The organism is Jiangella aurantiaca, assembly GCF_004349105.1.
Taxonomy (GTDB): domain Bacteria; phylum Actinomycetota; class Actinomycetes; order Jiangellales; family Jiangellaceae; genus Jiangella; species Jiangella aurantiaca.
Genome location: NZ_SMLB01000033.1, coordinates 34123 through 60549, shown reverse-complemented (window position 1 = coordinate 60549; position 26427 = coordinate 34123). Strand labels below are relative to the sequence as shown.

Here is a 26427-nt window from a genome sequence, read left to right as displayed (position 1 = left end):
AGGTTCGGGGGCGGCGGGAGGTTCGGCCGCGGCGGGAGGTTCGACCATGGACGCCGGCTCGTCGTCGACGGGCTCGGGCCGTAGCGGCACGACCTCGGCGGACGGCTCGGCCGGTGCCGGGCCGGCGCTGGGTACCGACGGCGCGGCCTCGGGAGCCGGCGTCGCGGCAGGAGCCGTCGGCGGGGCGTCGGCGGGCGGGTTGACCCGTGCGAACGCGGCCGCCCGCTTGGACACGCCTGACAGAGTCTCCGCGACCGGCGCCGGAGCCGGCTGGGCGACCGGCGCAGCGGCGGGCGGGAGCGGCTCGCCGCCGGTGAGCCGTCGCTCGACACGGTCGAGGCGGGCCTGGACGCCGGAGACGGTGTCCTCGGCGCCGGGCAGCAGCAGCCGCGCGCACACCAGCTCCAGCTGCAGCCGCGTGGGCGTGGCGCCCTTCATGGCGGTGATGCCCTCGTCGACCACGGCGGCGAGCCGCACGAGGTCGGACGGGCCGAATCGGGCGGCCTGGATGGCCATGCGTTCGGCCTGCTCGGGCGGCAGATCCAGCAGCCCCTCGGCGACGGCATCGGGCGCCGCCCGAAGGACGATGAGGTCGCGGAACCGCTCGAGCAGGTCGGTGAGGAACCGGCGCGGGTCGTGGCCGGCGTCCATGACCTGGTCGACCGCGGCATAGACGGATCGCCCGTCGCCGGCGGAGATGGCCTCGACGACCTGGTCGAGCATGGCGGCGTCGGTGAACCCCAGCAGCGCCACCGCGAGGTCGTACGTCACGCCGTCGTCGCCCGCACCGGCGATGAGCTGCCCGAGGATCGACTGCGCGTCGCGGGCGGACCCGGCGCCGGCCCGCGCGACCAGCGCCAGCGCGGCCGGCTCGATGGGCACGCCTTCCTGCTCGCAGATCCAGCCGAGGTTCTGCTGCAACGTCTTCGTCGGGATGAGCCGGAACGGGTAGTGGTGCGTGCGCGACCGGATGGTGCCGATGATCTTGTCGGGCGCCGTGGTGGCGAAGATGAACTTGAGATGCGCCGGCGGCTCTTCGATCAGTTTGAGCAGCGCGTTCGCCGCGCCCGGGCCGAGCTGGTGCGCCTCGTCGATGATGTAGATCTTGAACCGCGACGACACCGGCGCGAAGTGCGCCTTCTCTCGCAGGTCGCGGGCGTCGTCGACCAGGCCGTGCGTGGCGGCGTCGAGCTCGACGACGTCGATGTTGCCAGGCCCGTTGGGGGCGAGGTCGAGGCAGGACTGGCACTGCCCGCACGGCTCGTCCGTCGGTCCCTTCTCGCAGTTCAGTGACCGCGCCAGAATGCGGGCCGACGACGTCTTGCCGCAGCCGCGCGGCCCGGAGAACAGGTAGGCGTGGTGGACGCGGTCGTTGGCCAGCGCTCGCATCAGCGGGACGGTGACATGCTCCTGCCCCACCACGTCAGCGAACCGGCCTGGCCGATAGGTGCGATACAGAGCGAGCGACGACACCTTGCGAACCCTAGTCGCCCCCGCCGACAGATTCCCATCCGGACGTGAAAGGACCCCTCGCGCACCCGGTAGAGCCCACTTACCCTTGCTGCCTTCCGGCCCTGGGGGAGTTAGGCGGGGTGCCGCCACGCGAGGGGTCGGCTGCCAGTGTACGTGGTCGGCCGCGCGGCATCACAACGCGCTGTCGATTTCAGCCGGAGCGCCCTTGTCCGATACCCTCTGCGGCGGAGGATTCGCCTAGTGGCCTAGGGCGCACGCTTGGAAAGCGTGTTGGGAGCAATCCCTCAGGGGTTCGAATCCCCTATCCTCCGCCACTCTCACCAGCACCGACGTTCGGGGCCGTCTCCTCAGGGAACGGCCTCGGGGTGTTTGTGGTCTCAGTTCCGGTCTCATTTGCCCTCGTCGACGGGCTTCTCGTCGTCGTCCTGGTCCGCCCACAGCAGCCCGTCGACATGGTCCGCGACCGCACGGCGGATCGGGTCTGTGACGTGCTGATATCGAGCCGCCATCGCTGTCGACGACGCCCCAGGCATCACGCGTTGCCGGATAGACCTATTTCACGATCAAGACGGCGCGCTCCGCGCGCCGTGCCCGCAAGATACGGAAACTGCCGACGATCACGAGCGAAGTGGTGGCCGGGCGGCACGGGTGCGCCACGCCGTGTTGATCACGGAGAAGGTCGGGTTTCCCGCGACTCCGAAGCCGACCTTCTCCTTGATCAACCGGCCCCGGTCGTCATGGCGGCGGCCGGGTTCGAATCCCCTATCCTCCGCCAACCCTCACGGGCAGCCACGCGGACCGGCCTCATCCGGACTGGGCCGGGCGCCGCGACGACCACGGCGCCCGGCCCGGCGTCGGCAGGACTCAGCCGCGGCGAAGGATGTCGCGGAGCACCTGCGGGTAGTTCGTGATGATGCCGTCGACCTGCCAGTTGATGGCCCGGCGCATGTCCTGGCCGGCGTTGACGGTCCACACGTGGATCTCCATGCCGTGTGCGTGGACCTGCTCGACCGTGGCCTGGTCGATCACGCCGAGTGCCGGATTGATCTGCTGCGCCCAGGTCGCCGCCGCCGCGATGTCGGTCGTCGTCGGCTTGGTGCCGAAGAGCAGACCGACGGGCACGTCGGACGCCAGCTCCTTGTACGCGCGCAGCCACACGTGGTTGAAGGACTGGACGACGACCCGGTCGGCCTTCAAAGCCCGGTTGAACGCCGGCAGCGAGCGCAGCTCGGCGTCGAGGTCGGACTCGATGCCCGGGTAGAGCTCCGGAGACTTCGGCTCCAGCAGCATCCCGGCGCGGTCGCCGACAGCGTTCACCCACTCGGCGAGAGTGGGCACACGCTCACCCGCGAACTCCGGAGCGAACCACGAACCCGCGTCGAGCTGCTTGATCTCGGCGAGGGTGAAGTCGCGGACGTTCCAAGGCGCGCGGTCCGGGAAGACCTCCTCGACGTTGGTGGTCCGGGCCAGTGTCAGGTCGTGCATGATCACCAGCTCTCCGTCGCGAGTGCGCTGGATGTCGTTTTCCACGACGTCCGACTTGTGCGCGATCGCCAGGCGAATGGCCGCGAGCGTGTTCTCGGGTGCGGCGCCCGACGAGCCTCGGTGGGCGATGACGTCGACATCCGGTTCGGGCCCGGTGGCCGCCGTGGCCGGCCCGGCCGCGGCCAGCAGCGGCACCGCTGCGACCAGGACCGCACCGAAGACGCGAGCTGTGCGAGACATGGGGGTCTCCTCTTCGTCGGTGACAGCTCCGGACAGATCGCCCGAAACCTCGCTCGACCCTGACTCATCCGGTGGAACGTTCGGTGACACTCGGTCGAACCTACTGTGACACCCCCGGCCGTGCCGGCGAGGAACTCGCGCTCGAGAACGGCGAACTCGTCGACCGACCCGGCGAGTCAGGAGTTGATCAGCAAGCCGTGACGGGGGTGCATCGATGGACTCAGACATGCAGGGTGGGCCGGTAGATGAGCTCTTGGATGTGGCCGTCGAGCGTCCGGCTCTCGATCAGCTCGAGGTCGAAGTCGGCCGCACCCTGGAAGATCGGGTCCAGTCCGGTCTGGCCGGTGATCACAGGGAAGAGCGTCACCTGGACGCGGTCGACCAGACCGGCGGCCATCAGCGCCCGATTGATCGACAGGCTGCCGTGTGAGCGCAACGGCACCTCGGACTCCTCCTTGAGCCGGGCGACGACGTCGACGGCGTCGCCGCCCACGACGGTCGCGTCCGGCCAATCGAGCGGTCCTTCGAGTGTGGTCGACACCACCGTTGCCGGCAGGTTCCTCATCCGGGTGACCCAGGGGTCGCGCACCTCGGACTCCTCGGTGCTCGAGGCCAGCATCTGCGCGAATGCCCGATACGTGTTGGCCCCGAAGACCATCCGCTGCTCCTCGCCGTACAAGGCGAGGCGGCGGTCGAGCAGCTCGGGGCCTTGCTTGCCCCAGTAGCCGGTCCAGTTGCCGCTGGCGGCGCCGAAGCCGTCGAGGCTGGAAAAGACGTCGAAGGTGTAGGTAGCGGTCATGGTGCTCTCCTTGAGTGCGGCTGATCGGGTGTGAGGAGACAGACTGGGAACGACGGCGAGACTCATCGCCGTCGGACGCCGGCCACCTGCTCAGGCCAGCACGCGGTAGGTCACGTGCGTCACCAGGCTCGCCGGCCGCGACTTGACCTGCTCGAGTTTCAGCGGCGGGACGCCCTCGAACAGCCGCGTACCGGCGCCGAGCGTCATCGGCACGATGTGCAACCGCACCTCGTCGACCATGCCGGCGGCGAGGTACTGGTTGATGGTGGTCGCGCCGCCCATGATCGCGACGTCGCCGTCACCGGCCGCCGCGCGCGCCTGTGCCAGTGCCGACTCGATTCCGTCGGTGACGAAGTAGTACGTGGTGCCACCGTCCATCGGCTGCGGCTCGCGCGGGTGGTGGGTGAGCACGAAGGTCGGGGCGTGGTACGGCGGATTGTCGCCCCACCAGCCGTTCCACTGCCGATCCCACTCGCCGCGCACCGGACCGAACATGTTGCGCCCCATGATGAAGGCTTTGGCCGCGGTCATCTGGTCGATCTCGGCCCGGTTCTCCTCAGGAGACTCGCTGAACCAGGCGTGCAGCTTGTCGCCCCAGCCGTCACCGCCGTCGTCGCCGAACGGGCGTTCCTCGGTCTGGTTGAGCCCGGCCGAGTACCCGTCGGCCGAGATCGTGATGTTGCAGATCACCTTGCCCATAGGTGTGGTCATTGCTCTGTCCTCCTCGTGGCGACCCGCCTTCGCAGTGCGCTTCCTGTCGAGCATCCGACCCGGGCGGGCACCAATGCCGCCACGAATTCGAGTAGGTTCGAATCGTGACGCTCCGGATGCCGATGCGCATGCGTCCGCTTTACAGCTGTCGACCTGCTCAGGCAAGGAACTCCCGTATCGCGGCGGCCGCCTCCTTCGCCGGAATGGTGTGGTCCGCGCCGCCAGGCACGGTGACGTAGCGGGCGTCGGCGAGCAGGGACGGCAGCGCCTCGGCCGCCCGCCGCAGCACCGGCCAGGTCTCCGCACCGGTCAGGACCAGCACCGGCACCTCGACGGCGCGCAGCTCCGGCGTCGGGCCGTCGTACGGGGGCGAGGTGAGGGTCGCGTCGTAGACGACCGTCGGGGCGATCGCCTCCAGCTGCGGGAAGAACGGCGACTGCCGGATCCCGGCCACCATCTCCGGCGGCAGCCCGATCCCCTCCAGCTGGAACGTCGTGACGGCGTCCGCGCGGCGCCCCGCCGCGATCAGCCCCGCCAGCCGCCCGGGCAGGTCGTCCGCAGTGCGCCGGTCTTCGGGATCCAGCGCGAACGGCGCCTCGTACAGCACTAACGACGTCACCGGCAGGCCCCGCGAGGCGGCCAGCAGGCCGAGGTTCGCGCCGGACGAGAAGCCGAACACGGCCGCCGAGCCGCCGACCGCCGACAACACAGCCGAGAGGTCTTCGATCTCCCGCTCGACGGCGTAGGGCGCGGTGTCGCCGCTGTCGCCGCGGCCGCGCCGGTCGTAGCAGACGACGGTGTGGGACGACGCCAGCTCGGCCGCGACCGGCGCCAGCGTGTGCCGGTCGTTGAACGCGCCGGACACGAAGACGATCGGGAAGCCAGAGCCATCACGGTCGTAGGCGATCGTCGTGCCGTCGGCGGATGTGGTGGTGAACATCATGCTCCTCGCAGTATGTGTATCGAAGGGTCGACCCCACGACGAACGGGATGGCGCACGATGGACACCGTGGACCAATCGATCCGATACATGTTGCTGATCAGCGCCGACGAGGACCGGGAGCCCGACGTCGTCAGCGACGAGGGCATGCGCCGCTTCCACGAGTGGATGGCCGACCTGGAGCGACGCGGGGTGCTGCGGGCCCACGAGGGCCTGTACCCGAGCCGGACGGCGACGACCGTGCGGGTGCGCGACGGCGAGGTGCTGCGCACCGACGGCCCGTTCATGGAGACGAAGGACCAGATCGGCGGCTTCGCGCTGATCGAGTGCTCCGGCATCGACGAGGCCGTCGAGATCGCCGCCGGCCACCCGGCCGCGCGGTTCGGGCAGGTCGAGATCCGCCCGGTCCGATGACCGACGTCCAGGCGGCGGTCGCTGATGCGTTCCGCGACGAGTGGGGCCGGATCGTCGCGGCGCTGATCGCCCGCACCGGCGACTGGGACGTCGCCGAGGAGTCCGCCGCCGAGGCTTTCGCCGCCGCGCTGGAGACCTGGCCGCGCGACGGCGTCCCGGACCGCCCCGGCGCCTGGCTGACCACGACGGCGCGCAACCGGGCGCTCGACCGGCTGCGGCGGGCGAAAGCCGGCGAGGCGAAACTGCGGCTGCTCGCGGCGACGGCGGACGAGCCGCCCGGCGAGCGGCGCGAGCAGCCGGACGACGACCGGCTCCGCCTCCTCTACACCTGCTGCCATCCGGCGCTGGCGTTCGAGGCGCAGGTCGCGCTGGCGCTGCGCACACTGACCGGCCTGACGACGACGGAGATCGCGCGGGCGTTCCTGGTCCCCGAGGCGACCATGGCGAAGCGGCTGGTCCGGGCGAAGGGGAAGATCCGCGCCGCCGCGATCCCGTACCGCGTGCCGCCGCCGGACCAGCTGCCCGAGCGGACGACCGCGGTGCTCGGCGTCGTCTACCTGCTGTTCAACGAGGGCTACGGCGCCACCAGCGGCGACGGCCTGATGCGTCCGGACCTCACGCGCGAGGCGCTCCGCCTGGCCGCGGTGGTCGTGGAGCTGATACCGGACGAACCCGAGCCGCTCGGCCTGCTCGCGCTGCTCCGGCTGCACGACGCTCGCGCCGCGACCCGGACCGGCCCCGGCGGCGAGCTGGTTCCGTTGGAGGAGCAGGACCGCGGCCGCTGGGACCGCGCGGCCATCGCCGGCGCCGTCGGACTGCTGCGGCGGGCGCTGGCCCACGAGCGGCCCGGCCCATACCAGCTGCAAGCGATGATCGCCGCCTGTCACGCGGTCGCCGCCCGGCCCGAGGACACCGACTGGCCACGGATCGTCCGGCTCTACGACCAGCTGCTCGACCACCAGCCGACGCCGGTGGTCCGGCTGAACCGGGCGGTCGCGGTCGCGATGGCGGACGGTCCGGCCGCGGGGCTCGCGCAGGTCGACGCCGTCGCCGGCGAGCTGGACGACTTCCGGCTGCTGCCCGCCACCCGCGCGGACCTGCTCCGTCGGGCCGGCGACAAGGTCGCGGCCGCGGCCGAGTATCGCGCGGCGCTGGCGGCGGCCGGCAACGACGGCGAGCGGCGCTATCTCGCGCGGCGGCTGGCCGAGGTCGACCCGTCCTGACGGCGTCCGACTCAGCGACGGCGGCGGGTGCCGAAGACGCCGCGGACGATCTCCTTGGCCAGCTCGCGCCCGGCCGTCTTCAAGAAGGAATCGAGCGGACTGTCCGTATGTGCCCGTGGCTTCCGTGCCGGCGAGGACGATGTCGGCGACGGCGACCCGGTGGGCACCGTGCCGGGCACCGGGAGGCCGCGGATCTCCGCCTCCAGCCGCTTGATCTCCTCCTCCCTGGTCAGTGGCTCGGGTGACCCGACCGGAGCACCCGGGCCGGCCGCGATCCGCCCGCTGAGCAGTTCGTACGCCGACTCGCGGTCGACCCGCTCGCCGTACTTCGCGGCCAGCGGCGACGCCGCCACCACACCGGCGAGCACGTCCGGGGACGACGGCGCCATCAGCGACCGCGGCGCCTGGAGCATCGTGTGCGCGACCGGCGTCGGCGCGCCCTTCTCCGACATGACGGTGACGACCGCCTCGCCGATGCCGAGCGTCGTCAGCAACTCCTCCAGGTCGTACGCGGAGGTCGGGTAGGTCCGGACGGCGGCCCGCAGCGCGGCCGCGTCGTTCGGCGTGAACGCGCGCAGTTGGTGCTGCACCCGGCTGCCGAGCTGGGCAAGTACGTCCTCCTGCACGTCCTTGGGCGACTGCGTCACGAAGAACACGCCGACGCCCTTGGAGCGGACCAGCCGGACCGTCTGGATCAGGGCGGCGAGGAAGTCCTTGGACGCGTCCTTGAACAACAGGTGCGCTTCGTCGAAGAAGAACACCAGCTTCGGCTTCTCCAGGTCGCCCACCTCGGGCAGCTCCTCGAACAGCTCGGCCAGCAGCCACATGAGGAACGTCGAGAACAGCACCGGCCGGTCCTGCACCGACGGCAGCTCCAGCAGCGTGACGACGCCGCGGCCGTCATCGGCGGTCCGCAGCAGCGACCCGACCTCGAACTCCGGCTCGCCGAAGAACGAGTCGGCGCCGGACGCGGAGAAGTTGACCAGCTCGCGCAGGATCACGCCGGCCGTCTGCTTCGACAGCCCGCCCAGGCCCTCGAGATCGTGCTTCCCCTCAGGCGCCGTGAGGTGCTGGATGACGGCGCGCAGGTCGGCGAACTCGACCAGCGGCAGTCCGGCGGTGTCGGCGTAGTGGAACACCAGGCCGAGCGAGCTCTCCTGGGTCGCGTTCAGCTCCAGGACCTTCGCCAGCAGCGTCGGGCCGAACGACGTCACCGACGCGCGGACCGGCACGCCGACGCCGTCGTCGCCGAGGCGCAGCAGCTCCACTGGGAAGGCCGCCGGCGTCCACTCCTGTCCGACGGACCGGGCGCGGGCCGCGACCTTCTCGTCCGACGACCCCGGCGAGGCCAGCCCGGACAGGTCGCCCTTGATGTCCGCGGCGAACACCGGCACTCCGGCGGCGGACAGCTGCTCGGCCATGACCTGCAGCGTCTTGGTCTTGCCGGTGCCTGTAGCGCCCGCGATCAGGCCGTGCCGGTTGAGCATGGACAACGGCACCCGCACCTGGACGTCGGCCAGCGGCGCCCCGTCGGCCACGAGCGCTCCCAGCTCGAGGCAGGCGCCGTCGAAGGCGTAGCCCTGCCGCACGGCCGACACGAGATCGTCGCCCTGGTTCCGCACCTGGAGCAGCATATGCCTGGCGAAACGACGCCCGCAGTTTAGACTGCGCTAGGTGATTTTCAAGCGCGTCGGAGACGGCAAGCCCTACCCGGACCACGACACGGGTCTGCGGGCGTGGTCCGAGCTTCCCCCGCGCCAGATCCGTCTGGACGAACTGGTCACCACCAAGCGCACGCTGAACCTCGAAACCCTGCTGGCCGACGACTCCACGTTCTACGGCGACCTCTTCGCCCACGTGGTCGAATGGCGCGGCGAGCTCTACCTCGAGGACGGGCTGCACCGGGCACTCCGCGCGGCGCTGCAGCAGCGGCCGGTGATCCACGCGCGCGTCCTGCTGCTCCCCGACACCGAGGCATGACCAGCGGAAACGGGAGCTTCACAGCTAGGCTGACCAGATCACCACGACCCCCGTCCGCGCGGCAGCGCCGCCGACCCCGGAGCACCCATGGCGTTCGAGGATGAGCAGCTGACCGAGGAGGAGGCTGTCCGGCGGCGCCGCTGGCGGCGCATCCGTACCTCGGTGACGCTACTGGTCCTGATCGGCGTGGTCATCGGGGCCGCCTGGTACAGCTGGGACAACGTCGTCGACGACGGCGAGACCGCCGCGTCCGGGCCCACCGGCGAGCCGTGCGCTCCCGGCGCGCCGACGTCCGCGCCAGCACCGGCCAACGTGCAGGTGAACGTCTACAACGCCACCGAGCGCAACGGGCTGGCCTCCGCCGTCGCCCGGCAGGTCCGCGAGCGCGGCTTCGTCGTCGTCGACGTCGACAACGACCCGCTCGACCGCGCCATCACCGGGACGGCCGAGGTGCGGTCCCGGGCCGACGACCAGGCCGCCGCCGAGCTGGTCGCGACGCTCGTCCCCGGCGCGGTGTACGTGCCGGACGAGCGCACCGAGGCGACCATCGACCTCGTGCTCGGCGACGCGTTCGAGGCGCTGTCCGATCCGGCGGCGCCGCCCGCGACGCCGGCGGCCGGCCTGCCGCCCTGCGAGGCCGCGCCCTGACGCCGTCGCGCTAGTCCTCGTCGAGCTCGGCGCCGCCTCGTTCACCGAACCAGCCGGCGAGGCGGCCGCGACGTCCCACAGCGCGCAGCCGGGCCTCGGTGGCGCGGCGCAGCGCCCGTGGCGCGACGATGAGGATCTCGTCGCCCTGCTGCAACTTGGTCCGCGGGCCGGGGACCATCGACGTGTCGCCGCGGACGATCAGCGCGACGCCCACCCCGGGCGGGACCCGCAGCTCGGCGATCTCGACGCCGTGCAGCTTCGAGCCGGGCGGCACGCGGACGTGGATGAGGTCGGCGTCCAGCCGTTCCAGCGGCGCGGACTCGACGTCGGCGTCGCGGGTGGGAAAGGCCGGCACCATGCGGAGGCGAGTGGCCAGCCACGGCAGCGTGGGCGCCTGGATCACCGTGTACACCACGCTGACGATGAAGACGACGGCGAACAGCCAGTCCGCCCGTTCGACGCCCTCGGCCAGCGGGATGGTCGCGAACACGACCGGCACCGCGCCACGGAGCCCGGCCCAGGACAGGAAGACCCTCTCCCGCACCGACATCAGGAACGGTGCCGTCGCCGCCCACACCGAGATCGGCCGGGCGACGAACGTCAGCACCGCCCCCGCGACGACCGCAGTCACGAACGCGCCGGGCATGTCGGACGGCGACGACAGGAGGCCGAGCATGACGAACAGGCCGATCTGCGCCAGCCAGGCCAGCCCCTCGACGAACGACCGCGTGGCCGCGCGGTGCGGCAGGTGCGAGTTGCCCAGCACGAGCGCCGCGATGTACACCGCCGCGAACCCGCTCATGTGCGCGAACGCGCCGACGCCGTACGCGAGAACGGTCAGCGTCAGCACGACGAGCGGATAGAGCCCGGACGCCGGCAGCGCGGTCCGCCGCAGGATCGCCGCACCCACCCGTCCCACGACGTAGCCGAGCGCCGCGCCGCCGAGCAGCTCGTACACCACCGTCAGCCCGATCATCAGGAAGCCCTCGTCGGGACCGTGGCTGACGCTGAGGATCGTCACCAGCACGATCGCCGGGGCGTCGTTGAGGCCGGACTCCGCCTCGAGTGCGCCGGACAGCCGTCGTTTCAGCGGCAGCCGCCGCAGCGTCGAGAACACCGCGGCGGCGTCGGTCGGCGCGAAGATCGCACCGAGCAGGATCGCCGGCAGCCAGTCCAGGCCGAGCAGATAATGCCCGATGACCGCCACGACCGCGGTGCTCACGACCACGCCGACGGTCGCCAGCGACAAGCCGATGCCGAACACCGGCCGCACCTCGTCCCACTGCGTCGTCAGACCGCCCTCGGCCAGGATGACGATGAGCGCGGCGTAGGCGAACGACCGTGCGACGTCGGGGTCGGAGAACTGGATGCCGAGCCCCGACTCGCCGATCGCCACCCCGATCAGGAGGTACAGCACGAGGCTCGGCAGCCCCAGCTTCACGCTCACTCGCACCGCGACGACGGCGGTGATGAGCACCAGGGCACCGGCGAGCAGGAAGACGTTGAGCGAGTCGACGGTCACGCCGCACCCCCGTCCCCTGTCGGCGAGCCGCATCGCGGCAGGTCTAGAGCGTAGAGCGCGGTCGGCCCTGGTCGCGCGACGAACAGTGGGAGCGACAGAGCCCGCCCCGATGCCGGGGCGGGCTCTGACACGCTGGCGGTAGCGGTGGGATTTGAACCCACGGTGGAGTTGCCCCCACACACGCTTTCGAGGCGTGCTCCTTAGGCCGCTCGGACACGCTACCGCCGTCGAGGGTACCGGAGCCCCCGGTGCTGGAGGAAATCGGCCGGGCTGAGACCGGGCAGTCAGCGCTGGCGGGCGAAGAAGTCGCGGACGAGCGCGCCGCACTCGTCGGCGAGGATGCCCGAAATGACTTCCGGGCGGTGGTTGAGCCGCCGATCGCGGACGAGGTCCCAAAGTGAGCCGACGGCGCCGGCCTTGGGGTCCGGCGCGCCATAGACGAGGCGTTCGATGCGGGCCAGGACGAGGGCGCCGGCACACATCGGGCACGGCTCCATCGTGACGACCAGCGTGCAGCCCTCCAGCCGCCACGAGCCGGCTGCGGCGGCCGCCGACCGCAGCGCCAGTACCTCGGCATGCGCCGTCGGGTCGGCGTCGGCCTCCCGCCGGTTGTGCCCGCGGCCCAGCACCACGCCGCCCGCATCGACGACGACGGCCCCGATCGGCACGTCGCCGGTCGCCGGCGCCAGCTCGGCGTCGGCCAGCGCGTGACGCATGAGCGGCTCGTAGCGCCGGGCGGCGGGTCCCGCGGACATGCCCCGACCCTAACGGGAGCCGGCCGCCCGCCTGTCACAGAGCACCCGCGTCCCACGTCTACTGTCCAGACCGAACAGGTGCGAGCCCGGGCCGACCGGAGATTCTCAGCGTGGCCACAGGAATGACAAGAAACCCTTTGACGAGACACTCAGCCAGTGCGAAACTAAGAAGAACGAGCGTTCGCTTTACGGGAGACTCCATGACCCTCACCTCCCTCTCGATGATCGATCGCGGCCTCACCCCTGACATCGCCGTCAACGGCTCGGTGGACCGGGCGGCGGAGCTGCTCGAACTGCGTCCGGGCGTCAACGAGCTGCTCAAGCTGCACGACCGCGAACTCGGCGTCCAACTGCCGCTGCGCCGCGACGACGGCAGCATCGCCGTCGTGCAGGGGTACCGCGTCCAGCACAGCGGCGCGCGCGGGCCCTACCTCGGCGGGCTCCGCTTCCATCCGCGGGCCGACCTGCACCAGACCCGCGCGCTTGCGTCGCTCACGACGTGGCGCTCGGCGCTGCACGGCTTGCCGTTCGGCGGCGCCCAGGGCAGCCTTCTGATCGATCCGGCGGACTTCTCGACGACGGAGCTCGAGGCGCTCACGCGACGCTACGCGCTCGCCGTCAGCCACATCATGGGGCCACGGCTGGACATCGCCGCGCCCGACCTCAACACAGACGCGCGGGTGATGGCGTGGTTCCTCGACGCCTATGGGAGCCGGCACGGGCACGCGCCCGGCGTGGTCGCGGGCAAGCCGATCAGCCTCGGCGGCGTGCCCGGCGGCGAGGCGGCGGCCGGGCGCGCGCTGGTGTACGTGCTCGAGGCGGCGGCCCGGCGCTGGGGACTCGATCTCGGGGCCCAGCGGGTGGCGATCCAGGGTTTCGGCCACGTCGGCTCGTGGGTGGCGCGCGAACTGTTCGTGCGCGGCGTGCGGGTGGTCGCCGTCGGCGACGCGGGCGGCGCTGTGCTCAACGAGCGCGGGCTCGACGTCCGCGAGCTGCTGCGCGCGACCGCCGCCGGGTACTCCGTCGCCGACTCCGGCGCGCCCTTGCAGCGCATCGCGCCGGACGAGCTGCTGACGCTGGACTGCGACGTGCTGATCCCGGCGGCGACGGGCGAGGTGCTGACAGCGTTCAACGTCGACGGCGTGCGCGCGAGCATCGTCGTCGAGGGCGCCGCGCACCCCGTCACCCCGGAGGCCGACGCCGTCCTCGACGCCCGCGGGGTCAGGGTCATCCCCGACCTGCTGGCCGGCGGCGGTGCGGCCATCGCCGCCTACGCCGAGTGGGCCCAGGGCGTCGCCGGCGTGCCGTGGGACGAGATGCGTCTCGCGACGGAGCTGCGCGGCCGCATCGAGCGGACGTTCACTGAGGTCGCGGAGTTCAGCGAGGAGCACCACTGCAGCTATCGGCAGGCGGCCTACGCGCTCGCCGTCGACCGCGTCGCGGCGGCGCTGGAGCTGCGCGGCGGCCTCTGAAGGGCAGCGGCCGCGGTGGCCGCTGACGCGCGTGCGACGATCTGCGCATGCGGATCCTCACTGGACGAGAGGTGGCGGCCGAGGGCCTGGACGGCTGGGCGCATCTGGGCAACGGGCTGTACACCCGGGTCGCGACGCCCGACTTCGCCGCGGGCCTGGCCCTGGTGACCGCGGTCGGCGCGGCGGTGGTCCACGCGGACGTCGAGCGCACCGGACTCCAGCCGGACCTGAGCCTGCACACCACGCAGGTCGACATCGCGCTGGGCGGCCGTGGCCTGCCCGGCGTCACCGACCAGGACGTCGCGCTCGTCCGCACGATCACCGGGCTGGTGACCGACGCCGGGCTCCGCCCCGACGCCTCCGTCGCTCGGATCAACCTCGCCCTCGACACACCCGCCACGGACGGCGTGCTGCCGTTCTGGCGGGCGTTCCTCGCCTACGAGGACCGGCCCGGTCGCCCGATCCTGCGCGACCCGGCCGGGCGGCTGCCGTCGCTGTGGTTCCAGCCGTCGGGCGCGGAGGAACCGCGGCAGCGCTGGCACCTCGACGTATGGCTGGACCCGGCGCAGGTCGAGGGGCGCATCGCGGCCTGCCTCGCTGCCGGAGGCCGGGTCGTCGACGACACGCATGCGCCGTCGTTCTGGGTGCTGGCCGACGCCGACGGGAACCGCTCCTGTCTGGCGACCTGGCAGGGCCGCGACTGACGCCGCGCCCACCGGCTCAGGGCAGGACGTCGTCCAGCTGCGGGCCGAAGCCGGCCCGGGCGGCGATCTGCATGAGCATCTCGTCGGGGTAGCTGTCGAGGTCGTCGCAGATGGCGGCCAGCGCCATCGGGTCGACGCCCAGGTCGGCGAAGATCGTGAGGTCACCGGCCGGCTGGACCGGGTCGTCGTCGTCCGGCAGCGGCAGCTCGAGCCGCTTGACGACGTCGCGGGCCATCGGCCAGTCGGTGGCGGCCGTGACGTCGGACAGCAGCAGCCGCAGCTCGCCGCCGATCAGCCGGACGGCGTAGAAGAAGTCCTCGTCGACGGAGACGAACGCCAGCGACCCGCTCTCGCCCGGCCGCTGGCGCAGCAGGTCGACGAGCTTGCCGAGGTCGTGTCCGAGCTGGCGTGGCACCGTCTCGACCAGCCAGCGTCCTTCCTCGCGGTAGGCCACGACCACGAAGTCGACGACGCCCTCACCGTCGGACACCACCGGAACCTCTCGACGACGGAGCGGCCCCTACGTGCTCTGGCGTAGCCGCCGGCGCAGGCCGGCGGTCCGGCCGTGCCAGGCGGTGGAGCGGGCGAGCAGCGCGCGGGCCTCTGCCAGCTCGCGCAGGAAGACGGCCCGCTGACGCAGGCGTGCGGCGTCGGTGACGAGCTCACCGCTGGGGGCTGGGGGATCGTCTGCACCCGAGCCGACAGGCTCGGCGATGGCGCCCTCGGGCATCTGGCCTCCGTTCTTCAGACGCAACCCCTGCACACTCGGGGGACGCTAGCACCAGCAGACCCAACTGGTCGAGAGCGTGCCCAGTATTCACTGTCCCCATGTGGGACTCGCCGCCGTCTGGGACCCTGCGGTCGGCCCTCGGACGATTCATATAAGTTCCTCGCATGCGTCTGCTGGCCGTCGACCACCCCCTCGTCGCGCACAAACTCACCGTGCTGCGCAATGCCCGCACCGACTCGCCCACGTTCCGGCGGCTGGCCGACGAGCTGGTCACGCTGCTGGCCTACGAGGCCACCCGCGAGGCGCGCGTCGACACTGTCGAGATCGAGACGCCGGTCGCGCCGACCACCGGCGTGAAGCTCAGCTCGCCCAAGCCGCTGATCGTCCCGATCCTGCGCGCGGGCCTCGGCATGCTCGACGGCATGGCCCGGCTGGTGCCGACGGCCGAGGTCGGCTTCCTCGGCATGATCCGCGACGAGGACACCCTGCAGGCCACCACGTACGCCACCCGGCTGCCCGACGACCTCACCGGGCGGCAGTGCTACGTCCTCGACCCGATGCTGGCCACCGGCGGCACGCTGGCGGCGGCCGTACGGTTCCTGGTCGACCGCGGCGCCGACGACATCACCGCCGTCTGCCTGCTGGCCGCGCCCGAGGGCGTGCAGCACCTCGACGACGAGACGCGTGAGCTGGGCGTGCCGGTCACGGTCGTGACGGCGGCGGTCGACGAGCGGCTGAACGAAAAGGGCTACATCGTCCCCGGCCTCGGTGACGCCGGCGATCGGCTGTACGGCGTGGTCGGCTGACCCGCCTCGCTCAGAGCGACTTGAGCGCCGTCACCAGGGCCGTCAGCGAGGCCTTCGCGTCGCCGAACAGCAGGGTCGTCTTCGGGTCGAAGAGCAGCTCGTTCTCGATGCCGGCGAACCCGGGCCGCATCGACCGCTTGAGGAACACGATCGCGCCGGCGTGGTCGGCGTCGAGGATCGGCATGCCGTAGATCGGCGAGCCCGGCGACGTGCGCGCGGCCGGGTTGACCACGTCGTTCGCGCCGACGACCAGCGCGACGTCCGCCGTGCGCAGCTGACCGTTGGCGGTGTCCATCTCCAGCAGCTGCTCGTACGGCACGTTGGCCTCAGCGAGCAGCACGTTCATGTGACCCGGCATGCGGCCGGCCACCGGGTGGATCGCGTAGCCGACCTCGACGCCGCGCTTCTCGAGCAGGTCGACCAGCTCGCGGATGGTGTGCTGCGCCTGCGCGACCGCCAGCCCGTACCCCGGCACGACGATGACCCGCCTCGCGTACGCCAGCATGATCGCGACGTCATCGGGGCCGGCCGAGCGGACCGGGCGGGCTGACGCCGCACCGCCGCCGGCCGTCGAGCCACCCTTGAACGCGCCGAACAGGATCGAGACGACCGAGCGGCCCATGGCCTGTGCCATCAGCCGGGTCAGGATCGTGCCGCTCGCGCCGACCAGCGTGCCGCCGATGAGCAGGAGGGCGTTCCCGATCACGTAGCCGCTCGCGGCCACGGCCAATCCGGTGAACGCGTTGAGCAGCGAGATGACGATCGGGACGTCGGCGCCGCCCACCGGCAGCACGAACAAGATCCCGACGATCAACCCAACCGCACCAAGCAGCGCGCCCAGCCACACTCCGGCACCGTCGTCGGCATACAGGGCAGCACCCAGAGCGACCGTGACGGCGAGGGAGATCGCGAACAAGGCGGGGCCTGCAGGCGGGGTGACCGGCCGGGTGGTCATGAGCTCCTGCAGCTTGAGGAAGGTCACGACCGAGCCGCTGAACGCGATACTCCCGACCGCGACCGTCGCCACGGCGGCCGCCAGAGGGAACACCGTCGGCGCGCTGGACATCTCCAGGTACGCCACCAAGCCGGCAGCGCCACCGCCGACGCCGTTGAACAGGGCCACCAGCTGCGGCATCGCCGTCATGGCGACGCGCCTGGCGACGGGCACGCCGATCAGGCAGCCGACCGCGATGGCTGCGACGATCAGGGCGAGGTTGTCGAGCTCATAGACGATGAACGTGACGACCATCGCCACCAGGGCCGCACCAGCGCCCAGCAGGTTGCCGGCGCGCGCGGTCTTGGGCGACGAGAGGCCCTTGAGCGCGAGCACGAAACAGGCCGCCGCACCCAGGTACGTCACCTGCGCCCAGACGGGGATCACTCGGTGCCCTTCCCGGCCGCGACCTCGGTGTCGGCCGGCGGCCGCTTGCCGCTGAACATCTCGAGCATCCGGTCGGTCACGACGAAGCCGCCGACCAGATTCAAGGTGGCGAGCACCACGGCGATCAGGCCGATGGTGACCTCGCCGGCGCCGTCGGCGTGCCCGGTGACGACGACCGCACCGACCAGGATGATGCCGTGGATGGCATTGGCACCCGACATCAACGGCGTGTGCAGCGTCGACGAGACCTTCGAGACGACTTCGTAGCCGGTGAAGATGGCCAGGACGAAGACCGTGAGCAGGGCGATCGACGGATCCATCAGCTCCCCTCTCCCAGCGCATCACGGACGTTCTGGTGCCGGACGACACCGTCGTGGGTGACGGCGGCGCCGTCGACGATCTCGTCGGCGAAGTCGGGCGTGACCTTGCCGTCGACCGTCATCAGCAGCACGAGGTTCACGACGTTGGCGGCGAACAGCCGGCTCGCGTGCACCGGCAGCTGACTCGGGACGTTCCGCGCTCCCCAGAGCAACGCCCCGCCGACCTGCAGCTCCTCGCCCGGAACGCTGCCCTCGACGTTGCCGCCGGACTCCGCGGCGAGGTCGACGACGATGCTGCCCGGCTTCATCGCCTCGATCGCCGGCCGCTGGACCAGCAGCGGCGCTGTCCGGCCCGGCACGGCCGCCGTCGTGATGAGCACATCGGACGCGGACACGTACGGCGCCAGCAGGTCGCGCTGCAGCTGGGCGCGCTCCTCGGTCATCTCTCGGGCGTAGCCGCCGGCACCCTCGAGGCTGGGCAGGTCCAGCTCGACGAACCGCGCGCCGAGGCTGCGGACCTCGTCGGCCGACGCCGCGCGGACGTCGTAGGCCTGCACGCGGGCGCCGAGCCGGCGCGCCGTCGCGACGGCCTGCAGCCCGGCCACGCCGGCGCCGAGCACCAGCACCTCGGCCGGCGGGATCGTCCCGGCGGCCGTCATCGAGAGCGGGAAGAACCGCGGCAGCTTCTCCGCCGCCACCAGCACCGCGCGGTACCCGGCGACGAGCGCCTGCGACGTCAGCGCGTCCATCGACTGCGCCCGCGAGATGCGCGGCACCAGCTCCAGCGAGAATGCGGTCACGCCGGCGTCGCGGGCGGCCTGGACGACGTCCAGTTCCTGGCTCACCGGCAGCAGCGACACCGTGACGGCGCCGGTGCGCAGGCGCGCGATGCGATCCGGCGTCAGCGGCTGGACCGAGAGCACGACGTCGGCACCCGCCAGCACGTCGCCGCTCGCGATCGTCGCGCCGGCCGCCTTGTAGGCCTCGTCGGGATGCAGCGCGCCCAGGCCGGCCCCGGATTCGACCGCGACGTCCAGCCCGGCGCTGGTCAGCCGGGCGACGAGGTCAGGGACCAGCGCAACCCGGCGCTCATGGTCACGGGTTTCGGCGGCGACGACGACCTTCATCGCCGCAGACGTTACCTGCCGACCGCCCATGACCGACAGAGGTCGCCACGTGTTGGTCGGTCCCGTAGGGGACGAGCCCTTCCGTGGGTGGAGACGAAACGCCGTTCACCGGGGGACAATGGAAGAGCAACGCCCCGAGAAAGGACACGCCATGGGCAAGAACACCGGATGGATCGTCGGAGGTGCAGCCGCGGTGATCCTCGCGCTGTGGCTGCTGCCCTTCTGGCTGTTCGTCGTGCTGCTGATCGGCATCCCGGTCGCCGGCTACCTCATGCTCGACCCGTCCCAGCGTCGCCGCCTGCGCGGCCGGCGCAACCGTCAGATCGGGCAGTAGCACCGAGCGCCGGCCCGCGGAGCGGCCGGCGCCGCACCTGAACGACACCGATACCGGGATCGACACCCGAGCCCGGGCGCACAAAGCGCCCGGGCTCGGGTGCGTCTGCGACCGGCCCTTGCACAGTGTGAACCTGATATTCATATCGTAGACATTACGGTCACATACTCGTACACTCATGGTCATTCTTCGGAAACCTGCGTCACGAGCAGCAGGCCCGTGGCCGCGACGAGGAGGTCGCCATGAGGGTCCGAGCACTCAGCACCTGGACGTCGATCCCGGCGGCGCTCGCCGTCGCCACCTGCACTCTGGCGCTGGCGGCGCCGGCAACCTCATCCGAGCCGGCGGCTGCGCGAGCCGCGACGTCAGCGGGCCTCGGCATCCTCGCCGCCCCTTCGGGCTACCAGCTGTCCTGGGCCGACGAGTTCAACACCACGTCCGTCGATACGACCCGGTGGGACTACCGCACCGGCAGACCCTGGGACGGCTGGAGCACGCAGCTGCCCGAGAACGTCAGCGTCGGCGGCGGCGTCATGACGATCCACCTGTGCCCTGAGAAAACATCTGGCCCGGAGTGCACTCCGACCAGCGCGACCACGTACTACACCGGCGGCGGGCTGATCAGCAAGGCCAAGCCGCGCTACGGCTACTACGAGACCCGCGTGCGGACCAACGTCGGCAGCGGCTGGCACTCGGCGTTCTGGTCGGCCGAGGTCGGAGCCACTGGCGCGTTCACCGAGATCGACGGCTTCGAGATCGACTCGCACATCCCGGACCAGGCCATGTACAACGTCATCGCCTGGAACCACGGCGGCCACCTCAGCAGCAAGCTGAGGGCACTGGGCTTCGACAGCTCGGCCGACTGGCACGTCTACGGCTTCGAGTGGACCGAGGACAAGGTCGTGTTCTACGTCGACGGCACGCAGGTCTGGCAAACGGACTACGCGCCGAGCACGTACGTCCACAACTTCCTCAACATCTGGCTGACGACCATCGCCATCGGCCGCAACGGCAGCCCAGGGGTCGACGACGACGCACTGCCGGGCAAGGTGCAGTGGGACTACTTCCGCTTCTACGAGCGCGACGCCTACGGCGACAACGACTCGCCCACCGGCGGCTACGCCGAGTCCGGCACCGGCTGGGGCACGTCCGGGCTGCCGGCGTTCGGCCGGCTGACCAGCCGGTACAGCTGCGACCCGGGCACGTCGGCGCACTGGACCGTCCGCCCGCCGGCCACCGGCAGCTACCGCGCCTACTTCTACCGGGTCGGCGGCGACGGCGGGCAGGCCGGCGCGCCGGTGACGGTATCCGACGGCGGCACGACGCTTGCCAGCGCTTCGGTGGACTTCGGCCCCGCCGGCAACGCGTGGGTGCCGATCGGCGGCGCGCTGACGCTGACCGAGGACCGCCCCTACACCGTACGCGTCGAGCGGACCGGCGCCGGCTGCATCCGCGCCGACGCCGTCAAGTTCGTCCGTCAATGAGCCCTATCCAGCTCGTCCAGGAGGTCATCACGTGATCGTCACCGCCCTGCCCCGGTCCGCCCGGGCCTGGTCCACGCTGACCGGGATCGCCGTCGCCGCCCTGAGCGCGGCGTCGCTGACCGCCGCGCCGGGACCGGCGACCGCCGCGGAACCCGCCCCGAACACCACAGCGACGGACGCCGCAGGCCGGCCGGTCGCCCCACTGCCCGGATACGAGCTGGCCTGGGCCGACGAGTTCGACGGCGTCAACGCCGACGGCACCGGCCTGGCCACCGACGACTGGTACTACCGGGAGGGGGAGAAGGTCATCTGCTCCAACAGCCCGGACAACGTCACGGTCTCCGGCGGCCTGCTCCACATCGCGTTGAAGCGTGAGGACCGCAACGGCATGCCGTACACCTGCGGCGGCGTGATCAGCAAGGAGTGGTTCGGCTACGGCTACTACGAGACCCGCGCGCAGCTCTGGGGGGACCAGGGCTTCCACTCGGCGATGTGGACGACGGGGCTCGGCGACAGCATGCCGGACACGCCGCTCTACAAGGGCCCCAACAACCGGGTGAACGAGATCGACGGGTTCGAGATCGACTCGCACGCGCCGGATCGGATCCAGCACCACTCGCACTGGTTTGTGCCCGGGCACATCGGCAACCAGGGCGGCGTCTATGTCGGCCCGGACAGCTCCGACGGCTACCACACGTACGGCTTCGAGTGGCTGCCGAACGAGATCCGCTACTACGTCGACGGGGTTCTCGCGCGGGTGCAGCCGTACCCCGGCCCGCACGGGCTGCAGAGCATCTGGCTCACCACGCTCGGCTACACGGCGCCGGTCGACGAGAGCAACCTGCCCGGCGTCACCACGTGGGACTACTTCCGCTACTACGCGCCAACCGACGACGGCAATCGGGGCACGCCCGGCAGCATCGTCGTCGACAACGGCGAGCCCGGCTACGCCGAGACCGGCGCCTGGGAGGACACCGGCGAGGCGTTCGGCTACCAGGACCGCGAGACCCGCCGCTCGACGGAGTCCGGCGCGACGGCGGCGTGGACTCCGGAGGTCGACGAAGCCGGCGAGTACGAGGTCTTCGTCTGGAACCCCAGCTTCCTCGCCACCGGGCACACGGCCGCCCGCTACACCGTCACGCACGCCGGTGGGAGCGCCGACGTCGTGGTGAGCCAGCGCACGGCCGGCCAGCGCTGGGTCAGCCTCGGCTCCTACGAGCTGACCCCGGGCAGCGGCCACGGGGTCCGCGTCGCCGGCGATCCGGCCGGCACCGGCACCCTCCGCGCCGACGCGGCCATGTTCACCCCCGCGGTGGTCGTGGACGACGCCGACCCCGGCTACACCGAGTCCGGGACGTGGGCGGGGTCGTCGACGGTGACCGGGTGGCTGCGGACCGGCACCCGCTACGCCAGCGGCTCCAGCTCGACCGCCCGGTGGACGCCCGACCTGCCCGCGAGCACCACGTACGACGTCTACGCGTGGACTCCCCGCAATGAGCTCAACACCGACAAGGCGCGGTTCACCGTCGCGCACGCCGGCGGGACCACGGTGGTGCCGGCCGACGGCGTCGTCGACCGGTGGACGCACCTCGGCCGGTATTCGTTCGCCGCCGGCACCGGCGGCTACGTCGAGCTGGGCAAGGACTACGGCGTCACCGGGTTCCTGCGCGCCGACGCGGTGAAGTTCGTCCCGGTGCCCACGGCCCGCGACGCCGCGCCGCCGGCCCCGACCGGGGTGAACGGGACCGTCAACGCGATTCCGGTCACCGGCGACGCGGTGCTGACCTGGCACTGGCAGCAGGTCCGCGAGCCGGATGTCGTCGGCTACCACGTTTATCTCGACGGGCAGCGGGTGAGCTGGCAGCCGGTCGTGCGTCCGTGGTTCCGGATGCGGGAGATGCTGGCCGGCCAGCGCTACGAGATCACGGTGACCGCCGTCGACAGCGCCGGGCGCGAGTCGGCTCCGTCCCGGCCGGCACCGGTGCGCATCCCGGTCGACACCCGGGCACCCGCCGCACCCACCGGGCTGGTCGGCGAGGCGGCGAACGGACGCGCCATCCTCTACTGGTCGCAGAACGCCGAGGTCGACCTGCTGGGCTACAACGTCTACGCCGCCGGCGAGCTGGTCAACACCAAGGGACCGGTCGGGCACATCGCCGACCCGAGCTTCACCCGTCTGGGCCTCCCGGTCGAGGAGCTGGCCAACAACCAGGCGCATCAGCTGGAGATCCGCGCCGTCGACCTGTCCGGCAACGAGTCGCTGCCGGCCACCGTCTCCGTCACGCCGCTGCCGATGAGCATAATCGGCATCGGGGACGCCGGATACTCCGAGCAGGGGACGTGGACGGGGTCGAGCGTGCCGGGCTGGTTGCGCTCCAGCACGCGGACCACCAACGTCACGACGGCGACCGCCACCTGGCGGCCGGACCTGCCGACGGCCGGCAGCTACGACGTGTACGCCTGGGTCCCCAACCACGCCAACAGCACCACCGCCGCTCGGTACACCGTCACCCACGAGGCTGGATCGAACAGCGTCGACATCGACCAGACCACCGGCGGCAACCAGTGGATCCAACTCGGCCGGTACGAATTCGCGGCCGGAATGGGCGGCGACGTCACCATCTCCAACGCCGCCGGCCGCGGCTATCTGCGCACCAGCGCGGTGAAGTTCGTCCCCACGTCATGACGGGGTGAACGGGTGATGGCGCCGGCACGCCGGCGCCATCACCCTCCGATCAGGCGCGGCGGAGGCGAACCGTCACGATCTGGAACGGCCGCAGCCGGAGGGTGACGGAGCCGCCATCGGCGCCGGTGAGCGCGGTCGCCGGGACCGGCCGCTCCAGCAGGTCGGTCTCCTCGACGCCGGACACCGCGAACGACGGCGTCAGCGTCGCGGTCGCCCGGCCGCCGCGCGCCTCGTAGAGCCGGACGACGACGTCGCCGGAGCGGTCGTCGGCCAGCTTGACCGCCGACACGACCACGGACCGGCCCGACATCCGGACCAAGGGCTCGACCTCGTTCCCCGCTCCCTCGACCACCCGGGCCGGCAGGTTGAGCGCGTAGCCCTCGCGGACCGCGTCGTCGATCGTGGCACCGGGCACCAGCGAGTACCGCAGCGTGTGCACGCCCTGATCGGTCTCCGGGTCCGGGTACCGCGGCGCCCGCAGCAGCGACAGCCGCACGGTGGTCGTCGTCCCTCCGTCGGGTGCGGCGCCGCGGCGCACGTCGTGGCCGTAGGTCGAGTCGTTGACCAGCGCGACGCCGTAGCCGGGCTCCTCCAGGTGGACGAACCGGTGCGCGCACACCTCGAACTTCGCCGCGTCCCACGACGTGTTCTCGTGCGTCGGGCGGTAGTGGTGCCCGAACTGCGTCTCGTACGCCGCCCGCTGCGTCTGCACGTCCAGCGGGAACGCCGCCTTGAGGAACTTCTCCCGCTCGTGCCAGTCGACCTCGGTGGTGACGTCGACACGCTTGGCGCCGGGCTCCAGGCTGATCTCCTGGACGACGTGCGAGTCGCCGAAGGCCCGTGCGACCCGGACGGTGCCGCCGTCGGCGCTCAGCTCGTCGACGTTCACGAGATCGGTGACGGTGTGGCGGTAGAACTCGTCGACGTCCCAGGCGTCCCATTGGTTGGGCAGGTCCTGGTGCAGCTGCAGCAGGTTGCCCGGACCGGCGAGCACCTCGCGGCCGGCCTCGAGGTCGAGCACCGACGTCAGCAGTCCCCGGCCGTCGACGGTCACCCTCAGCAGGCCGTTGTCGAGGACGTAGCCGCCCTCGGCGGGTGTGACGGCGGTCGACTGCGCCGGCTCGGACAGCGCCACCGGCGCCGCGGCGAGCGCCGGCACGTCGCGGCGGCTGTGCGGCGCGGCATTGAACGCGACCGTGGTGTCGCCGTCGCCGGCCAGGGCGTTCTGTGCCCGCTCGATGATCTCGGTCAGCTCGGCCCCGATGCGGGCGTACTGGTCGCGCGCCTCGCGGTGCACCCAGGCGATCGACGAGCCGGGCAGGATGTCGTGGAACTGGTTGAGCAGCACCAGCTTCCAGATCCGGTCCAGGTCGTCGTACGGGTAGTCGACGAGTCCCGCCACGGCCGCCGTCGCCGACCAGAGCTCGGCTTCCTGCAGCAGGTGTTCGCTGCGCCGGTTGCCCTGCTTGGTCTTGGCCTGCGACGTATACGTGGCGCGGTGGATCTCGAGGTACAGCTCGCCGGCCCACACCGGCGCGTGGGGATACTCGGCCTCCGCGGCGGCGAAGAAGTCCGACGGCTTCTCGATGGCGACCCGCGGCGAGCCCTCCAGGTCCGCCGTCCGGCGCGCCTGGGCGATCATCTCGCGGGTGGGGCCGCCACCGCCGTCACCCCAGCCGAACGGCACCAGCGAGCGGTTCGCGTCGCCCTTGTCGCGGAAGTTGCGGACGGCGTGGGCCAGCTCGGTGCCGGACAGCTCCGCGCCGTACGTGTCGGCCGGCGGGAAGTGCGTGAAGACGCGCGTACCGTCGAGGCCCTCCCACCAGAACGTGTGGTGCGGGAACGCGTTCTGCTTGTTCCACGAGATCTTCTGCGTGAGGAACCAGCGCGAGCCGGACAGCGTCACCAGCTGCGGCAGCGCCGCCGAGTAGCCGAACGAGTCCGGCAGCCACACCTCCTGCGTCTCGACGCCGAACGTCTCGAGGAAGTACCGCTTGCCGTACACCAGCTGACGAGCCAGCGCCTCCGAGCCGGGCAGGTTCGTGTCGGACTCGACCCACATGCCGCCGACGGGTACGAACCGGCCGCCCTTGACCTGCTCGGCGACCTTCTCGAACACCTCGGGCCGGTGCTCCTCGATCCAGGCGTACTGCTGCGCCGACGACATCGCGTAGACGAGGTCCGGGTGCTCCTCGAGCAGGCTCACCACGTTCGACGTCGTCCGTGCGACCTTGCGGACGGTCTCCCGCACCGGCCACAGCCACGCTGAGTCGATGTGGGCGTGCCCGACGGCGGAGATCAGGTGGGCGCTGGCGTTCGCCGGCTTCGCCAGCACGTCGGCGAGCTGCTCTCGCGCGACCGCCGCCGTCGCGGCGAGGTCCTGCAGGTCCAGCGCGTCCAGTGCGCGTTCGACGGCACGCAGGATCTGCCAGCGGCGCGGCTCGCCCTCAGGCAGCTCCGGCATGAGCGTGCCGAGCGTCTCGAGGTCCTGCCAGAGCTCCCAGACATCGCGCTCGAACACGCTGACGTCGGCCCGGTTGATCCGGTACAGCGGCTCGCTGCCGGCGGTCGACTTCTCGCCCAGCGGGGTCATGGCGAACGGGGTGTCGCCCTCGAGCCGGGGGTTGGCGGCGGCCTCGACGTAGAGGTCGATGCGCTCAGCCCCGGTGGCCGGGTCGGCGACCGGCACCCACAGGTTGCGCGGGTTCAGCGCCTTCACCACCGACCCGTCCGGCCGGTACACCAGCCCCTCGGCCTGGAAACCGGCGAACCGGTTCTCCCAGCCCAGGTCGATGAAGAGCTCGACCCGGCGGCCGGCCGCCTCTGCCGGCACCTCGCCGGTGAGCCGGAACCACGACGTCCCCCAGGGCGGGCCCCAGCGCTCGCCCACGTCGACCGGGACGTACCGGCCGTCGGCGACCGCCTCGCCGCCGGGCAGCGCGACCTGCGGCCGCACCGGTTCACCCTGGCCGCCGTCGACGTGCCAGACCGTCAGGGACAAGGGGGCGACCGTGCGGTGGACGGCCGGCTTGATGCGCTGGTTGAGGACTCGCTTCAGGCGCTTCTCGACCAGGGCGCGGTTGTCATGCATGCGGGATTCCAGCCTCCGTCGGATGGACTGCGATGCGCGCCCGCCGGCGTCCGGGGCGGGCCGGGAACCAACGTTACGACGTTGTGGGAACGTCCCCACACT

At 71.7% G+C, this 26427-nt stretch carries 24 protein-coding genes, 2 tRNA genes and 1 other RNA gene; 11 read left to right on the top strand and 16 right to left on the bottom strand.

Annotated features, from left to right (window positions below; genetic code table 11):
• On the bottom strand, positions 1–1473 hold a 1473-nt coding region (locus tag E1262_RS20630; RefSeq protein ID WP_132105047.1), incomplete at its 3' end, for a DNA polymerase III subunit gamma and tau.
• A 45-nt stretch (positions 1474–1518) separates the two neighbouring features.
• An RNA gene (gene ffs, locus E1262_RS20625) (signal recognition particle sRNA small type) lies at positions 1519–1615 on the bottom strand.
• Positions 1616–1699: 84 nt separating this feature from the next.
• Between ffs and E1262_RS20620 the strand changes: the two genes are divergently transcribed.
• A tRNA-Ser gene (locus tag E1262_RS20620) sits at positions 1700–1787 on the top strand.
• A gap of 550 nt (positions 1788–2337) precedes the next feature.
• On the opposite strand, the gene E1262_RS20615 is transcribed toward E1262_RS20620, so the two are convergent.
• The 4 genes from E1262_RS20615 to E1262_RS20600 form a co-directional block, all read right to left on the bottom strand.
• Positions 2338–3198, bottom strand: coding sequence for a glycerophosphodiester phosphodiesterase (locus E1262_RS20615; RefSeq protein ID WP_132105045.1), 861 nt, complete (start codon positions 3196–3198; stop codon positions 2338–2340).
• A gap of 220 nt (positions 3199–3418) precedes the next feature.
• On the bottom strand, positions 3419–3997 hold the full coding sequence (locus E1262_RS20610; RefSeq protein WP_132105043.1) for a dihydrofolate reductase family protein: 579 nt from the start codon (positions 3995–3997) through the stop codon (positions 3419–3421).
• Positions 3998–4087: 90 nt separating this feature from the next.
• A complete protein-coding gene (locus E1262_RS20605) occupies positions 4088–4708 on the bottom strand; it encodes a dihydrofolate reductase family protein (protein ID WP_132105041.1) in 621 nt (206 codons plus the stop codon).
• A gap of 157 nt (positions 4709–4865) precedes the next feature.
• Entirely contained in the window at positions 4866–5648 is a 783-nt protein-coding gene (locus tag E1262_RS20600; protein WP_203454105.1) for an alpha/beta fold hydrolase, read from the bottom strand.
• 81 nt (positions 5649–5729) lie between these two features.
• On the opposite strand from E1262_RS20600, the gene E1262_RS20595 reads away from it, so the two are divergent.
• A complete protein-coding gene (locus E1262_RS20595; protein ID WP_420810550.1) occupies positions 5730–6062 on the top strand; it encodes a YciI family protein in 333 nt (110 codons plus the stop codon).
• Positions 6059–7285: an RNA polymerase sigma factor gene (locus tag E1262_RS20590; protein ID WP_132105035.1), complete on the top strand. Its 1227-nt coding sequence runs from the start codon at positions 6059–6061 to the stop codon at positions 7283–7285. Before E1262_RS20595 ends, E1262_RS20590 begins: the two co-directional genes overlap by 4 nt.
• Before the next feature lie 11 nt (positions 7286–7296).
• Here the strand turns inward: E1262_RS20590 and E1262_RS20585 are convergent, their stop codons facing one another.
• Positions 7297–8919 carry a helicase HerA-like domain-containing protein gene (locus E1262_RS20585; protein ID WP_132105033.1) on the bottom strand — a complete coding sequence of 541 codons (1623 nt, stop codon included), beginning with the start codon at positions 8917–8919 and terminating at the stop codon, positions 7297–7299.
• Between the two features lie 40 nt (positions 8920–8959).
• On the opposite strand from E1262_RS20585, the gene E1262_RS20580 reads away from it, so the two are divergent.
• Positions 8960–9265 carry a type II toxin-antitoxin system VapB family antitoxin gene (locus E1262_RS20580; protein ID WP_132105031.1) on the top strand — a complete coding sequence of 102 codons (306 nt, stop codon included), beginning with the start codon at positions 8960–8962 and terminating at the stop codon, positions 9263–9265.
• Between the two features lie 87 nt (positions 9266–9352).
• On the top strand, positions 9353–9913 hold the full coding sequence (locus tag E1262_RS20575) for a LytR C-terminal domain-containing protein (protein WP_132105029.1): 561 nt from the start codon (positions 9353–9355) through the stop codon (positions 9911–9913).
• 10 nt (positions 9914–9923) lie between these two features.
• Here E1262_RS20575 and E1262_RS20570 read toward each other — a convergent pair whose 3' ends face one another.
• From E1262_RS20570 to tadA, 3 genes are all read right to left on the bottom strand, one after another.
• Positions 9924–11435 carry a potassium/proton antiporter gene (locus E1262_RS20570; RefSeq protein ID WP_203454104.1) on the bottom strand — a complete coding sequence of 504 codons (1512 nt, stop codon included), beginning with the start codon at positions 11433–11435 and terminating at the stop codon, positions 9924–9926.
• A gap of 133 nt (positions 11436–11568) precedes the next feature.
• A tRNA-Ser gene (locus E1262_RS20565) sits at positions 11569–11658 on the bottom strand.
• 61 nt (positions 11659–11719) lie between these two features.
• Positions 11720–12190, bottom strand: coding sequence for a tRNA adenosine(34) deaminase TadA (tadA, locus tag E1262_RS20560; protein WP_238992998.1), 471 nt, complete (start codon positions 12188–12190; stop codon positions 11720–11722).
• A 200-nt stretch (positions 12191–12390) separates the two neighbouring features.
• Between tadA and E1262_RS20555 the strand changes: the two genes are divergently transcribed.
• Positions 12391–13662 (top strand): Glu/Leu/Phe/Val family dehydrogenase, encoded by a 1272-nt coding sequence (locus E1262_RS20555; protein WP_162606010.1) that lies wholly within the window; start codon positions 12391–12393, stop codon positions 13660–13662.
• Between the two features lie 47 nt (positions 13663–13709).
• Positions 13710–14366, top strand: coding sequence for a VOC family protein (locus E1262_RS20550; protein ID WP_132105023.1), 657 nt, complete (start codon positions 13710–13712; stop codon positions 14364–14366).
• Positions 14367–14382: 16 nt separating this feature from the next.
• On the opposite strand, the gene E1262_RS20545 is transcribed toward E1262_RS20550, so the two are convergent.
• Positions 14383–14856, bottom strand: coding sequence for a tRNA adenosine deaminase-associated protein (locus E1262_RS20545; protein WP_203454103.1), 474 nt, complete (start codon positions 14854–14856; stop codon positions 14383–14385).
• Positions 14857–14886: 30 nt separating this feature from the next.
• A complete protein-coding gene (locus tag E1262_RS20540; RefSeq protein ID WP_132105019.1) occupies positions 14887–15096 on the bottom strand; it encodes a hypothetical protein in 210 nt (69 codons plus the stop codon).
• A gap of 164 nt (positions 15097–15260) precedes the next feature.
• Here E1262_RS20540 and upp point away from each other — a divergent pair, with 164 nt between their 5' ends.
• Positions 15261–15902 (top strand): uracil phosphoribosyltransferase, encoded by a 642-nt coding sequence (gene upp, locus E1262_RS20535; RefSeq protein WP_132105017.1) that lies wholly within the window; start codon positions 15261–15263, stop codon positions 15900–15902.
• 10 nt (positions 15903–15912) lie between these two features.
• On the opposite strand, the gene E1262_RS20530 is transcribed toward upp, so the two are convergent.
• The 3 genes from E1262_RS20530 to E1262_RS20520 are packed head-to-tail and all read right to left on the bottom strand — an operon-like array spanning position 15913 to position 18730.
• The gene (locus E1262_RS20530) at positions 15913–17283 is read right to left on the bottom strand and encodes an NAD(P)(+) transhydrogenase (Re/Si-specific) subunit beta (protein ID WP_132105015.1); all 1371 of its coding nucleotides are present in this window, start codon (positions 17281–17283) and stop codon (positions 15913–15915) included.
• The gene (locus E1262_RS20525) at positions 17280–17603 is read right to left on the bottom strand and encodes an NAD(P) transhydrogenase subunit alpha part 2 (protein WP_132105013.1); all 324 of its coding nucleotides are present in this window, start codon (positions 17601–17603) and stop codon (positions 17280–17282) included. Before E1262_RS20525 ends, E1262_RS20530 begins: the two co-directional genes overlap by 4 nt.
• Positions 17603–18730, bottom strand: a complete 1128-nt coding sequence (locus E1262_RS20520; RefSeq protein ID WP_132105011.1) for an NAD(P) transhydrogenase subunit alpha — start codon at positions 18728–18730, stop codon at positions 17603–17605. Before E1262_RS20520 ends, E1262_RS20525 begins: the two co-directional genes overlap by 1 nt.
• Positions 18731–18881: 151 nt before the next feature.
• Here E1262_RS20520 and E1262_RS20515 point away from each other — a divergent pair, with 151 nt between their 5' ends.
• The 3 genes from E1262_RS20515 (at position 18882) to E1262_RS20505 (ending at position 23234) form a co-directional block, all read left to right on the top strand.
• A complete protein-coding gene (locus E1262_RS20515; RefSeq protein WP_119661272.1) occupies positions 18882–19064 on the top strand; it encodes a hypothetical protein in 183 nt (60 codons plus the stop codon).
• 242 nt (positions 19065–19306) lie between these two features.
• Positions 19307–20548: a family 16 glycosylhydrolase gene (locus E1262_RS20510; RefSeq protein ID WP_132105009.1), complete on the top strand. Its 1242-nt coding sequence runs from the start codon at positions 19307–19309 to the stop codon at positions 20546–20548.
• A gap of 31 nt (positions 20549–20579) precedes the next feature.
• Positions 20580–23234 carry a golvesin C-terminal-like domain-containing protein gene (locus tag E1262_RS20505; RefSeq protein WP_132105007.1) on the top strand — a complete coding sequence of 885 codons (2655 nt, stop codon included), beginning with the start codon at positions 20580–20582 and terminating at the stop codon, positions 23232–23234.
• Between the two features lie 49 nt (positions 23235–23283).
• On the opposite strand, the gene E1262_RS20500 is transcribed toward E1262_RS20505, so the two are convergent.
• Positions 23284–26325, bottom strand: a complete 3042-nt coding sequence (locus E1262_RS20500) for an alpha-mannosidase (RefSeq protein ID WP_132105005.1) — start codon at positions 26323–26325, stop codon at positions 23284–23286.
• Between the last annotated feature and the right edge of the window lie 102 nt (positions 26326–26427).